This window comes from Neolewinella persica DSM 23188, assembly GCF_000373105.1.
Classification (GTDB): Bacteria; Bacteroidota; Bacteroidia; order Chitinophagales; family Saprospiraceae; genus Neolewinella; species Neolewinella persica.
Genome location: NZ_KB890439.1, coordinates 43,128 through 56,150, shown reverse-complemented (window position 1 = coordinate 56,150; position 13,023 = coordinate 43,128). Strand labels below are relative to the sequence as shown.

At 49.4% G+C, this 13,023-nt stretch carries 13 protein-coding genes and 1 tRNA gene; 4 read left to right on the top strand and 10 right to left on the bottom strand.

What is annotated here, in order from left to right; genetic code table 11:
* Positions 1-193: 193 nt before the first annotated feature.
* The gene (locus B036_RS0116895) at positions 194-1,225 is read right to left on the bottom strand and encodes an AI-2E family transporter (RefSeq protein WP_020569914.1); all 1,032 of its coding nucleotides are present in this window, start codon (positions 1,223-1,225) and stop codon (positions 194-196) included.
* Positions 1,226-1,480: 255 nt separating this feature from the next.
* On the opposite strand from B036_RS0116895, the gene B036_RS0116890 reads away from it, so the two are divergent.
* Positions 1,481-2,470, top strand: a complete 990-nt coding sequence (locus B036_RS0116890; RefSeq protein ID WP_026232068.1) for an aminodeoxychorismate synthase component I — start codon at positions 1,481-1,483, stop codon at positions 2,468-2,470.
* Positions 2,445-3,110: an aminotransferase class IV gene (locus B036_RS0116885; RefSeq protein WP_157472193.1), complete on the top strand. Its 666-nt coding sequence runs from the start codon at positions 2,445-2,447 to the stop codon at positions 3,108-3,110. The genes B036_RS0116890 and B036_RS0116885 overlap by 26 nt, the downstream gene beginning before the upstream one ends.
* A 32-nt stretch (positions 3,111-3,142) precedes the next feature.
* Here B036_RS0116885 and B036_RS0116880 read toward each other — a convergent pair whose 3' ends face one another.
* Complete coding sequence (locus B036_RS0116880; RefSeq protein WP_026232066.1) at positions 3,143-3,751, bottom strand: SRPBCC family protein; 609 nt, start codon at positions 3,749-3,751, stop codon at positions 3,143-3,145.
* Positions 3,752-3,826: 75 nt separating this feature from the next.
* Here B036_RS0116880 and B036_RS0116875 point away from each other — a divergent pair, with 75 nt between their 5' ends.
* Both B036_RS0116875 and B036_RS0116870 read left to right on the top strand, forming a co-directional pair.
* A complete protein-coding gene (locus B036_RS0116875) occupies positions 3,827-5,185 on the top strand; it encodes a 3-keto-disaccharide hydrolase (RefSeq protein WP_020569910.1) in 1,359 nt (452 codons plus the stop codon).
* 120 nt (positions 5,186-5,305) lie between these two features.
* Complete coding sequence (locus B036_RS0116870; protein WP_020569909.1) at positions 5,306-6,625, top strand: Gfo/Idh/MocA family protein; 1,320 nt, start codon at positions 5,306-5,308, stop codon at positions 6,623-6,625.
* A 187-nt stretch (positions 6,626-6,812) separates the two neighbouring features.
* Here B036_RS0116870 and B036_RS0116865 read toward each other — a convergent pair whose 3' ends face one another.
* The 8 genes from B036_RS0116865 to B036_RS0116830 all read right to left on the bottom strand — a co-directional run bounded on the left by B036_RS0116865 (position 6,813) and on the right by B036_RS0116830 (position 12,985).
* On the bottom strand, positions 6,813-7,622 hold the full coding sequence (locus B036_RS0116865) for a T9SS type A sorting domain-containing protein (protein WP_020569908.1): 810 nt from the start codon (positions 7,620-7,622) through the stop codon (positions 6,813-6,815).
* Between the two features lie 138 nt (positions 7,623-7,760).
* Complete coding sequence (locus B036_RS0116860) at positions 7,761-8,948, bottom strand: hypothetical protein (protein WP_020569907.1); 1,188 nt, start codon at positions 8,946-8,948, stop codon at positions 7,761-7,763.
* A gap of 74 nt (positions 8,949-9,022) precedes the next feature.
* Positions 9,023-9,559 (bottom strand): KdsC family phosphatase, encoded by a 537-nt coding sequence (locus B036_RS0116855; RefSeq protein WP_020569906.1) that lies wholly within the window; start codon positions 9,557-9,559, stop codon positions 9,023-9,025.
* A gap of 65 nt (positions 9,560-9,624) precedes the next feature.
* Positions 9,625-9,870 carry a Fe-S cluster assembly protein IscX gene (gene iscX / locus B036_RS29790; RefSeq protein WP_020569905.1) on the bottom strand — a complete coding sequence of 82 codons (246 nt, stop codon included), beginning with the start codon at positions 9,868-9,870 and terminating at the stop codon, positions 9,625-9,627.
* Between the two features lie 95 nt (positions 9,871-9,965).
* Positions 9,966-10,307 (bottom strand): 2Fe-2S iron-sulfur cluster-binding protein, encoded by a 342-nt coding sequence (locus B036_RS0116845; protein ID WP_020569904.1) that lies wholly within the window; start codon positions 10,305-10,307, stop codon positions 9,966-9,968.
* Between the two features lie 311 nt (positions 10,308-10,618).
* Positions 10,619-10,691, bottom strand: a tRNA-Met gene (locus B036_RS0116840).
* A gap of 120 nt (positions 10,692-10,811) precedes the next feature.
* Positions 10,812-11,147, bottom strand: coding sequence for a 2Fe-2S iron-sulfur cluster-binding protein (locus tag B036_RS0116835; protein ID WP_020569903.1), 336 nt, complete (start codon positions 11,145-11,147; stop codon positions 10,812-10,814).
* A 230-nt stretch (positions 11,148-11,377) separates the two neighbouring features.
* Complete coding sequence (locus B036_RS0116830) at positions 11,378-12,985, bottom strand: T9SS C-terminal target domain-containing protein (protein WP_020569902.1); 1,608 nt, start codon at positions 12,983-12,985, stop codon at positions 11,378-11,380.
* Between the last annotated feature and the right edge of the window lie 38 nt (positions 12,986-13,023).

The following is a 13,023-nucleotide window of genomic DNA, read 5'->3' as shown; positions in this document are numbered from 1 at the left end:
TCTTCCTCCTCCCATGGGCCCGGGGCAGGATCAGCAGATCAAAAAAAGTGATTTTGGTAAGCTTGTTACTGACTTATAGCCGGGTGCCTGGCTAAGTGTGACAGCAAGAGCAAACTTTTTTCAATTTTCTTTTTCCCGAAGTTATTCAGGGCGCGGCCGCAGGTGCAGTACGGGGTTTAACTAAGGAGCAAAATCAGACCCGCCCCCGTCGTGAGAGTAACACCGCTACTGGCCGGGTACCCCGGAATTGCGCTAAGAAAGTGATCAACGTAAAGGTTATCGGCACGCAAAGGAGCATACCCACTACGCCCCAAAGCAAGCCCCAAAGGATAAGCGAGAAGATGATTACGAAAGGGCTGATGTTGAGCGCATCTCCGTAAAGCTTAGGCTCTAATAATCCCCCGATGCTGAGCTGAATCAGCCCTACGCCAATAACGACAATGAGGAAAGGGGTCAGGTAATCAAACTGGACCAGCGCCATCAAACTTGGAAGGATCGTAGCTGCGATAGAGCCGATGGTGGGTATAAAATTGAGCGCAAAAATGGAGAAGGCCCAGAGGACAGCAAAATCAACACCAGCGTATTCGATGACGAAATAGCTGAGCAGCCCCGTTGCGAAGGAGGCGGCGAACTTAACGCCTACATAAGCACGGATGGCAAGGTTAAGCTTACCTAGCACCTGCATCAACTGATTCCTACGATGACGGGGAAGATCCAGAGCTGCCAGCTTACGCGGGAAGGTGTGCTGCTCCACCAACAGAAAAAGGGTGTAAAGTAAAACGAGCAGGAACTGGCGGGTGGCGGAGGTAAAATAGGTAAGTAGGCCGAGCAGGTAGCCATTTACATCGAACCCTTCGGAAATCGTTTTGAGCGTGACAGCCTCGTCGTATCCAAACCGAGTCATGACACGGGCAAACTGCAACTCCAGGTTGATCCAGTATTCGGGAGCGGTATCAATCATGTCGTTGATCTGTTGTCCTACCAGGTTGCCAACCAGGATGATTATGCCCAGCACCATCACGGCGGCAACCGACAAGCTAATCCCACGAGGACTTGCGGGGCCGATACGTGGCAACTTACGCATCACCTGATCAACGGCGTTAATAAGGTACCAAAGTACAAAGGCCAGGACGACGGGAACAAGCAAGACCTTACCAAAAACCATCAGGCAAATGAAAAGACAGGCCAATGCCAGGGAGTAGGTTATTTTCTGTAGTGGAAGCATGAAAGTTAAACCTTTATTAGGACGAAAAGATCGTCCAGACATGAGTTTATAAACGGGCTTAAAAAATGCTTGGCTATCGGAAGGATAAGTGTAAAAAGAATAAAAAAATTTGAACGATTAAGCATTTGCCCCGAATCAGATATACGATAACAACTATAAACAGATTGGGAGGGTAATGGAGAGTTATTCCGTTGATGCCGTAACTTTTCTCTTCGATAATCGTCTTTATTTTAAATGAAGCAACAACCACAAAATATGGACCAGTGGGCCTTGGAGCTCAATCGCCTGGGTGCCAAGCAGGAGCCATGTTTCTTCCTGGTCGATTTCGAACAGGAAAAACCTCGGGTTTGGTCAGCGAGCGAAGCGGATGCAGATCAGCCAAGGTTCTCCTTTCGGGGTTACGAGGAAGAAGACCTTCCGCCCAGTGGGATGTTGCCACCAAAGCTTTTTGCTCACCACATTAGTGAATCGGCTTTCCGGAATGCCTTTGAAGTGGTACAGACCGGTCTACAACGGGGAGATAGTTTCCTCACCAACCTGACTTTCCCTGTACCCGTTGATCTTACTGGCTCCTTAGAAGAGATATACTGGCAAAGTGAGGCAAAGTATCGTATTGTGTGGCCTGATCATTTCGTATGCTTTAGTCCGGAAACCTTTGTCACTGTCTCTCCGGCGGGCTATATCGAAAGCCGGCCAATGAAGGGGACCGCTCTGGACACCCCTAAAGCCCGGCAAGCTCTGTTACAAAGTAAAAAAGAGGTAGCGGAACACGCAACGATTGTGGACCTTATCCGGAATGACCTTAGCCAGGTGGCCAGAAAAGTCCGGGTAACCAATTATCGTTACTTCCATAAGATTGCCACGAGCCGACGTGGCCTGGTCCAAACCAGCAGCAATATCGGTGGCCAATTACCTGAGAACTGGCGAGAGAACCTTGGGGAAATACTGAATCGTCTGCTGCCGGCAGGCTCCATCAGCGGTGCGCCAAAGCCGGCTACGCTAGACATCATTCGCCGGGCAGAAGGGCAACCAAGAGGCTATTATTGTGGCATTGGCGGATACTTTGACGGTCAGCAACTCGACACCTGTGTGCTCATCAGGTTGATCGAAAAACGAACAGACGGCACCTTCCATTTCAGGTCCGGCGGAGGGATTACCGCCCGCAGCAATTGGCAGGAAGAGTTCGAAGAACTTAAAGCTAAAGTAAGAATTCCGCTGAGTGTTAACTCTTTTTCGTTACATTAGCTTAGAGAATAGCCAATTGGGACATAAGACAAAATCATCCGGAGCTGTTTTGCTGGAGTCCATTCGGATAAAGAATGGACATGCGGACCTGCTGCCTTATCACCAGCGAAGGGTTGACCGATCCCGTCGAGCACTGTTCGGTAAGCCTCCTGCGCTGAAATTGGACAAGATTTTATCTGAGATCGATTTGCCCCTTTCAGGCCTCTACAAACTACGAATCGAATACGGTACCGAGGTATTAAAACAGGAGCTTGTACCCTATACTGCGCGTACCATCAATAGCCTTAAATTGGTGGAGGCGGAAAACTTCGCCTACGGCAAAAAGTTCACCGATCGCAGCGGCATTAGAAAGTGCTTGGAAAAGAAGGGGCATTGTGATGACATCCTTATGGTACAAAAAGGCCACCTTACCGATGCGAGCTACGCCAACATTGCCTTATTTGACGGTCAGCACTGGTACACCCCCGCCTGGCCCATGTTGAGAGGCACCCGACGGGAACAGTTGCTTGAGCTTGGCGTAATTCGCCCCATCGTCATCCGGGCACGCGACCTGGATAGTTTCGGAAAGCTACGCCTCATGAATGCTATGTTACCCTGGGAAGAAGCGCCGACGTTGGATTGTTCCGCTATTATTCGGTAGTTGCGATTGCAAATCGCTTACGCCAAGTCCGATTAGTCTTTTTCTAACTCTTCGACTAAGCCCTTCATCGTTTTGACCGGTCCTCCGGTCATGATCTCGTGCCGCAGCCAATTAGGCAAGCCTGAACCTGCGGCAGTCCTGACGGTACACGTGATGGCCACTTTATTGTCAGACAAAGGTTCCACCTTCCAGGTGGAGTCATAAGTTTCTACCCGTTGTATCCCCTTATTCATTGGCAGAGCCGTTGGGGTGCTTTTGATGATTCGGGTAAAAACGCCGGTGTTTACGTCAACAGATTGGGTAATCGCCCCTACGACTTCCCGGTCACTAAAGGGAAAGGGCAAATTTACCCGGGAGTAGTAAGAATAAGCCTTAGGTGTACCACCGGGCAGAACGTAGGCTTCTTCACAACGATGTACCCAACGCGGGTAGGCTGAGGCATGGTCGATGACCTTGCGCACCTCTGAGACCGAAGCCCGGGCGGTTATAGCAACGCGGACGGTGAGGTCATCGTTGGACTCTGGCCTAACCCAGACGAAAACACCGTCTTCATCCGTCTGCAGAACAAACCCTTGCTCTTCCTGAGCATTTGCCTGCACCTGCGTCCCCGCCCAAATCAGTATTAGTACGAATATGCGCATAACTTGTACTTTAACACTAAAAAAGACTTGGTCTGTATTCATTGGGTTGCTTACCTTCTGCCAAAATAAAAGATTATGCGAAATACCTTTTGGTTGCTCCTTTTTTTGTCTGCGACGCTCTTTGCGCAAGATGATGGTTTCAAGCCGCTATTCAACGGCAAAAATCTGAACGGCTGGGAGCAATACGGGGGCAAGGCGACTTACGCTGCCGTCAATGAAGAGCTTGTCGGTACTGCCGTTATTAAAACCCCCAACTCCTTCCTTTGTACGGATCGCCCCTACGGTGATTTCATCCTGGAGTTTGAATTCCATGATGACCCGACCCTGAATTCTGGCGTTATGTTTCGGGCCCAATGGCGCCAACAAGATGATATTCGCCGGGTGTTCGGTTACCAAATGGAGATTGATCCGGCCCCAAGGGCTTACACCGGTGGCATATACGATGAAGCGCGCAGGGGGTGGATTTATCCGTTGCACTACAATCTTCCTGCCCGATCCGCTTACCAGCATATTGGCTGGAACAAGGCTCGTATCGAAGCGATCGGAACAGAAATGCGGACCTACATCAACGGCGTTCCTGCCGCTAACCTCATCGATGATTTTGATGCTTCGGGGATGATTTGTCTGCAGGTCCACAGCGTTAATAATGCTCTGGAGGGAAAACAGGTCAAATGGCGTAATATCCGGATCAAGGAAAATGCGACAAAAGCTGACCGCCTGCCTGCGGCCAATCTCGGCATGCCGGTCAACCTTGTACCTAACACCATTTCCGAACAAGAAAAACGGTTGGGCTGGCGCCTGCTTTGGGATGGTAAAACAACCGCCGGCTGGCGCGGTGCCAAACTCGACGGGTTCCCTGAAAAAGGCTGGACCATGAGTAATGGAGAGCTAACCGTTGAAAAAAGTGACGGTGGTGAAAGCACCAACGGAGGCGATATTATTACCATTGATCACTTCAGTGATTTCGAACTCAGTTTCGAATTTAAGCCGACGACCGGTGCCAATAGTGGCGTCAAGTATTTTGTAGACCCTACCCTGAATAAAGGAACTGGTTCCGCCATCGGCCTTGAATTTCAGATCCTGGATAATAAAGTGCATCCAGACGCAAAAATGGGGGTGGCCGGAAACCGTACCGCTGGTTCCCTCTACGACCTGATTACCGCTAAGCCCATCGACGTATCCAGAAATGCGGAGACAAATATCAATGATTGGAACCGGGGCCGGATCGTGGTTAAAGGAGGCCACGTAGAGCACTGGTTAAACGGTTACAAGGTTATTGAGTACGATCGCTTCAGTCAGATGTTCCGGGCTTTAGTTGCCTACAGTAAATACAAAGACTGGGAGAACTTCGGCCAGTGGCCGGCCGGGCCAATTCTGTTGCAGGACCATGGAGACAAGGTCAGTTTTCGCTCGGTGAAAGTGCGGGAATTTTAATACCCTAAGCCCCCCCTCCCCACGGGGAGGATTTAAAAAACACTGTGCGTTTGTGCATAATCCCGAAGCATATCTTGTCTGAAATAATGGACGGAAGACTTCATCAAAACTTAATTAGACATGTCAACCAGAAGAAAATTCATCAAAACCGCCGCCTTAACCGGGGCCGGATTAACCGTCGGGATGCCAGCCATTGGCAAAAATATCCCCGGAGCTAACCGCCGGCTCAACGTGGCCGTTTTCGGCACCAATGGTCGGGGGAATGAACTTGCCCGGACCTTTGCCAAAGCAAAAGACTCTTTTGTGCTGGGCATCGGTGATGTAGATACCCGTGCGGTAGCGAAAACGCAAAAGGCCATCTACGAAATTACCCGGGAGCGTCCTCGTGGTAACCAGGATTTCCGTCGTTTCCTAGATGACCGGGACGTTGACGCCGTAGTCATCGCCACCCCGGATCACTGGCATGCACCAATGGCCATTATGGCCCTGGAAGCGGGCAAACACGTCTACGTAGAAAAACCGTGTAGCCACAACCCGCAGGAGGGAGAATGGCTGGTCGCCAAACAAAAGCAAACCGGCAAATTGGTGCAGATGGGAAACCAGACCCGCAGCTCGGTGACTCTAAATAAAATCGTGAAGGAAATTCAGGAAGAATCCGTAATCGGCAGAGCCTACGCGGGCAACGCCTGGTACGCCAACACCCGTGCCGGTATTGGTCGGCGGGAGCCAACGTACCGCCCAGAATGGCTGGATTGGGAGCTTTGGCAAGGACCAGCGCCGCGCCGTAAATACGCAACCAACATTGTACACTACAATTGGCACTGGGATTGGGATTACGGTACCGGTGAACTCCTGAACAACGGTACCCACGAAATAGATATGTGCCGTTGGGCGCTAGGCGTTCGCTATCCAAATAAGATCACCAGTACTGGTGGACGGTTCCATTTCGATGACGACTGGGAGGCCTATGACACCCAGGACGTTGGTTTCGAATTCCCAGAAAACAAAATGATCTCCTGGCACGGTCGTAGTTGCAACGGAATGCCAAAGTATGATCGTGGCAGAGGCTCTATCATTTATGGTACAGAAGGTACCGTGATCATGGATCGCGCAGGCTACTGGGTTTATGATCTTAAGGGGAAAGAGATCCGCAGCGAAAAAGAGGCCGGAAATAACGTTAGCATGGGCACTTCGGGAGGTGGAAGTCTGACGGACGGCCACGCCGCCAACTTCATTTCCGCCATCAATAGCGGAGAGCAGCTCAACAGTCCAATCGATGACGCCAACCCTAGCGTCACCATGTGCCACCTGGGTAACATTGCCCAACGCACTACCGGAACGCTTCACCTTGACCCCAAGGACGGACGACCAATCAATAATCCTGAAGCCATGAAACTATGGGGGCGGGAGTATGAAAAAGGGTGGAAGCCTAAGGTTTAGGGGGCAGGGTTCAGGGATCAGCTTTCAGTATTCAGCGTTCAAGGCGTTGAAGGCTGAATACTGAAAGCTATTAACTGATCCCTGACAACTGATTCCTGATTCCTGATTAGGGGTCTTATTGAATTGTTCTGCGCGGACCGGCCCCTGATAGGTCGCAAATATTCAACCACCCCCCAATAACTAATCATTATCCATTTACGACAATACGCCTTTTAACCCTTATTCCATCCGTTTCCACGACAAGGATATAAACTCCTGCAGGTAAGCCTGAGACGTTTACCTCGTGGCTTGTAGTCCCTACCCCACCCAATTGATCACGTGAGACTAAGCGGCCAAGTACATCATAGAGACTTACTGCAAATACCGGAACTTCAGTTTCAAATTCAACGATAAAGTGATCCGATGCGGGGTTGGGCCGTACGATTGCCTCATAGGTTTTATAACGCACCGTCGGCCCTTCAGCGTTCATATTTTCTTCCCCTACACATTCCGCCAATTGATCATAGAAAGCAGGCTTAAACATCGCGTTAACCCCCTCAGCAATTGGCCCACTCACCCTTTCTCCTTGAACTACAAGTGTTGCCGGTCCGCAGCCCGGGTAATCGTAAATAGGATATCGGTTCGGAATCCCTCCGGACAAAGAACCGTAAGCACTGGAATAGCCTTCAGTAGAAGGAAACATCACCATGTATTCCTGCCCCTCATCCATTTCGATAACCGGTCCGTTACAGTTAGCGCCATCCTGCCCCCAAAGGGTTACATGATTCTCCGTTAATTCACCAACCAGGACCTCAAGAATTTCGAAGTCGAATAGAGGAGCAAAACCATCCACCGTCGGGGAACGAAATTCAATGAATTTTGCCCGAGCAACAACGACTTTGCCCTCAGTCCATTCGAAGTAGTTGGCGGTGTATTCACAGAAATCCTCCGTCCAGAAGCAAGAGCAAGCAAATACTGAAGAAGGCAAAATAAGAAAAAGCAGGATGAGTAATCGCATAAGGCTATATTTTTGGAACGGTACGTCTTATCCTGTCAGACGGAGTCTCCCGGAGAAATGTTGGTGGGTGGCGGTAAAAAACTACTATACGGTTCGATGAGAGCTCAAATACTATCTGCCAGATGCTCAATATCAAGTTTAATTAATGCGCTCTCTAAAAAATGGAATGGTAAAAACAACCGTATTTTCGGAATAGGCCACCCGATTGGGTTGTTCTGGCCCAATTTCCATAGGTTTGATCTCCTGGTCCGGTAACCGAATGCGGATAGGTAGTGTTACTTCCAACTCATTGTCTGAGTTGTAAGCCAAGGGCAGGTAGAAATCGTTGGCACAGTTTCCGTCCAGGATCAGATACGGATACTTTGGATGAATGGTGAATTTGCCGGACGCAAGTTCCCCACCTAAGGTCGTCAACGCATAATTGTCTCCCGACAAAAAAAGCCTCAGATCGCTAACCTCAAAATCATTCACACTAAGCACCTCTTTCAGCTCAGATCCGTTCCAGGATACACGCCAGCGACTATCTTTTTCTGGATCAATGGCGGGGTTTACCTCCGCCCTAGCATAGTCTAACTTAACAATATCCTGCCTCACCTGTGCCATATCTATCGTATCCCGGATCGGTCGCAGCGTATCCCGTTGATGTATTTGGGGATTGGGCCGGCTGTTGATGAGGAGCTGTCCTTGTAAACCGGACTCCTGAGCGACTGAGTCGATCAGGGTTACATAGTGTTCTCCCTGCCCTAAAGTATATAGCAGAATTGGCTGACTGAAACGCTGGTCCAGCCGCCAGAAACCATCCTTCATCCTAGCCGAACGACGTTCCCCTCTCCAGGTTTGAATACGGTGATGCACATAACAATTCTTCCCGGTGGTATCACTTCCTTCGAAAACCAACGTCTGTTCATTGTAGTACTGACGGTCGACAAAACGACTTCCCGTAAGCATTGCCCAGATATCAGCTTTTGGTTTGTAGTCCTTCAACCTTAATAAATGATATCGATTATCCTGAACGGTATCGAGCAGCAGCAAGGTATCAGGCCCTACGGTGGTCAGTTGCCAATGCTTATCCTGGCTACCAATTACCGTACTGTCCCTGATGGGAAATTTCAAGGCTACATCCGGATAAGCAACTGAGTGAACAGTAAGGATGCTGTCGGACAACCTGACCACATTAGCCATATCGATGAACTCATTCCGGAAGCCCAGGTCATTACCGATCACCACCCATTCGCTGGCAGTTTTTGAAACAGCAATTTCATCAGAAGCACACGAGCTAATAATAGTGCCTAAAAAGAGCAGAGAAAACAGGGAATTGCGCATCATGCGTAGAGGGGTTTCTCCCGGTAATGCACGATCAGCCAGTTTTGGTGTACAGACTTGAATAAAATTGTTACTGATTAAACGCTTGTGGGAAGATCCTCGTCTTCCGCCGGCATCCAGTGTCCGTTCAAACGCAAGGTCCTTTCAATAACGTCACGGACGGCACCGCCGCCGCCATTAGCGGCGCTTACGTAGCTCGATATCGAAAGAATTTCCGGACAAGCATCCCGTGGGCAGGTAGGAAAACCTACCAGCCGCATCACCTCATAATCAGGCACATCGTCTCCCATATAAAGCACGTTCTCGTCGGAAATTTCGTCGTCGTAGAGGTACATAAATTCCCGGTATGCCTCTACTTTATCGCTGATACCGTAGTAAATATCGACGACCCCAAGCGCTTGCAGCCGTTTCACTACGCCCATACTTTTCCCGCCGGTGATAATGGCTACTTTATAGCCCATGTTTACCGCGCGTTTGATGGCATAGCCATCACGAACGTTCATCTGCCGTAACAGCTTACCGTTTTCCAGCACCAAGAGGTGTGAATTGGTAAGTACACCATCAACATCGAAGATGAAGGTGTTAATATTTTCAAACCGTTCGAGCTCATTCATGATTAGAGGCTGGTTGCCAGCAGATAGGAACTAATAGCCGAGAACCGGTTCCTGGCTACTATTTACTACTGATTATCCCGCCATTCGTACACCCACTTGGCCTGAATCTGTTCCAGGTGTTCTTCGGTAGAACCTTCTTTCGTTCCGGTAAAACTGGGGATTTCAAGAATCCACTCCAGCAAGCTGGTAAAGCGGATCCGGTAAATTTTTCCCTGGTCAAACTCATCTCCAAAGCGCTCGTACAGTGCCATGGCAATATCTTCATGATCGGCCCAGCCGAAGGGGAAGTCGTCAAAATCCTTAAAACTCACAGGTTGGTATTTTAATATTATTGGTCCGTTGGTGCTATTGGTCCATTTGACTACCGGACTTTTAGACCAATAGTACCAACAGACCAATAGGCCAACTAGTGTTCGTGTCCGATGATCTGTTTTTGATCTGGAATTTCCACCTCAATCACCGCGTCTTCGTCAAGGATAACGGCCTGACAGCCAAGCCTGCTTTCAATTCGCGGGTTGATGGCACGGTCGATGAAGTCTTCTTCTTTATCGCTGATCTCTTCCAGCGCATCTTCGCCTTTATTAACGTAGATATGGCATGTACTGCAGGCGCAGACTTCTCCGCAGTTGTGGTTCAGGTGGATACCATTATCTTCTGTCACTTCCAGAATACTTACGTCGACGGGGACGTTCTCGACCGTTTTCGGTGCGATGCTCTTATCTTCAAAAGTGAATTTTACGGTGGCCATATTGGTCAGGGGTAAGTTTAACGTTGCTATTCAAATGCGTGAGCAGCAGTATTAGTTGAGTCTATTTGGACCGGATTGTGTCATCCTTATTAATTCCTCTGGCAGGATGATTTAAGGGGCGGGGCCGCTGGTGAAGGAAACGGTAGGAAAAGCAGGCCAAAACACTTGTGTTTGTGGCCCGGAAAGCCTGGGAATCACCGTAAATAACCGCTAAGTGCTAAGTCCTTTGACGTTTGATCTCTGGCTGTTTTGATTTCCCTTTTCAATAAAAAAAGCCGTTGTCAACCTAAGTCGACAACGGCTCTAACTTGTAGCGGGGATAGGACTCGAACCTATGACCTTCGGGTTATGAGCCCGACGAGCTACCAACTGCTCCACCCCGCGATGTTACCATTTTTATGTGCTAATTACTTAGCTCCCTACGTTAAGGGACCGCAAAGATATATACAATTCTGACACTGCAAAAGTTTTCTGTCAGTTTCGGTAAATTTATTTTCAGCGGCATCAGCCTTCCGCTTCCGGAGCAAGCTGAACCTTCAATCCGTCGAGTGCTTCTGTGATGCGTAACTGGCACCCCAGGCGGGAATTGTCTTCTACGAAGAAAGCCTGGTCGAGCATATCCTCTTCAGCATCGCCCAGCTCCGGCAATTCAGTTTCCGATAGTATGTAACAATGACAGGTGCTACACAGTGCCATCCCACCACAGGTTCCCTGTACGGGTAGTTCGTAGGCCTTACAAACCTCCATTAGGTTCATGTTCATGTCGGTGGGAGCCTCCAGTTCGTGGGCTTCGCCCACGCGGTCAACTACGGTGATGATTACGTTACCTTCTTCTGTCATTTCGAGACCTATTGTTTTAGAAGACGCAAAGATATACTATAACCGCCGACGAGATAAATGACGGTTGATTCATATGGCGATTGTCTCGTATCAGGTTAGAGCGACTGTGCAGCGAATAGTATGCATTACGTCGCGACACAGTCACTCCACCCCGGCCACTACCCTGCTTTTCCATCACTTTTATTGCACCTGCGGCCCCGCCCGGAGATAGCAACCCCCTTCCTGAATGATCACCTTAACAACGACACCGCGCCCGAAAAGGCCCTTTCCTCCCCATCGTCCATCAACAGTCTCGCCCGGTAGACGTAGACCCCCGGGTTTAGAGGTTCTCCCGCCCTGCTTCCATCCCATGATTTATCCGCCGACAGTTCATTCCCCCAGCGATCGAACACTTTCAGTTCCAGTACTTCCACCAAGTCGTCTCCTCCCTGCACCGTAAAAAAGTCATTAACACCGTCGCTATTGGGCGAGAATGCAGTGGGGAAATACACGTTGTAATAATCGAGCCGGACAAGTACCAGGCTGTCACAGTTAAGGCTGGAGGAAAGTGTGACGTAGAATTCTCCCTCCTTCCGGATGTTAAATGCTCCGATTTCGTAGGATTCCCCCTCGAATATGCTGACATCCACAGTGTCTACTGATTCCCCCAGAACCGTTAGTTGAAGTGGTACAATACTGTCACAATTATTAATTGAGCGGAAAGTATCGAGATAGGCTCCTGTCGTGCCGAGTTGAAGATCACCAAAAGGATAAACATCCTCCGGGCAAATAACTACTGAGGCCGGCATTTCGATGACGGGCCTGATGTATTCAAACTCTGATGAAGTGCGACAGCCGCTTCCATCATCAATCACTACGATGTATTTGCCGTCAATTGGGAGCCGGCCAAGATTAGCGCTCGTTTCACCCAGAATCGCGACCCCATTGAAGTACCATTGAAAATTTGCGTTATCCCGATCAGGTACGGAAAGTCGATAGGCATCACTACAGGGATGAACGGTACCGCTAATCTTAAAGGTAAAAGACTCGAAGTCATCCAGTACCAGGTTGTCAAAATAATAATACAAGCCTACATCTGCCACTATTTCCGGACAACCAGGGCCGATAGCGATCGCTTCTATATCAGCGGTAGCCTCCATATCAATCACAGCCTTCACCCATTGATTACCTGATCCACCATTAACCATCGTTGACCCAAGGTTAATCCAGTCGGGGCCATTGGTCGGGCAGCCAAAACGATCGTCATTGCCCCCAAATGGAAGGTTATCACAATTCCTTGTTCCGAAAAAAGTAATGTTTATTGGCGGAGAAAAAGTCCGGTTGACAAAACCGACCTCAAATTCGAACCGGTATCGGTTGCCCGTCACTAACGGACTTAATAAGCAAGCTCCTGCATACTCTTTCCAATTGGGGTTCGCAGCCTCCAACATAAAGGAAGGGCGGCCATCCCTGAACCCCAATACGCCTTCACCATCGGGAAATGGCAGAGGCGGAGCATAATCGGGCCATCCGGGCCAACCACACTGATGAATCAGGTCAGTGGTCGGAGCAGAAGCCTGAATCCAGACATCCGCACAGTTAAGCTGGCTCCGACTGCTGGGGCAGCAATTCAAATCTTCAAAAGAAGGGTTAGGAATCAGGGACACTGGTTCAATGACCTCACAGATGCAATCCGGATCGTTCAGGTCAATGAGACCATCATTGTCATCATCAATCGCATTGGCACATAACTCAGTCATTTGCTTCGCCTCGGAAGAAAACAGGCTGGTAAATCCTCCCAATAGCAGAAAGACAGCCACCCCACTGAATAGGACGTGGTATTGTTGAAGGTAATTCATTTAAGATAGTTTACGGCACCTTGTCCGTTCCTCCACAA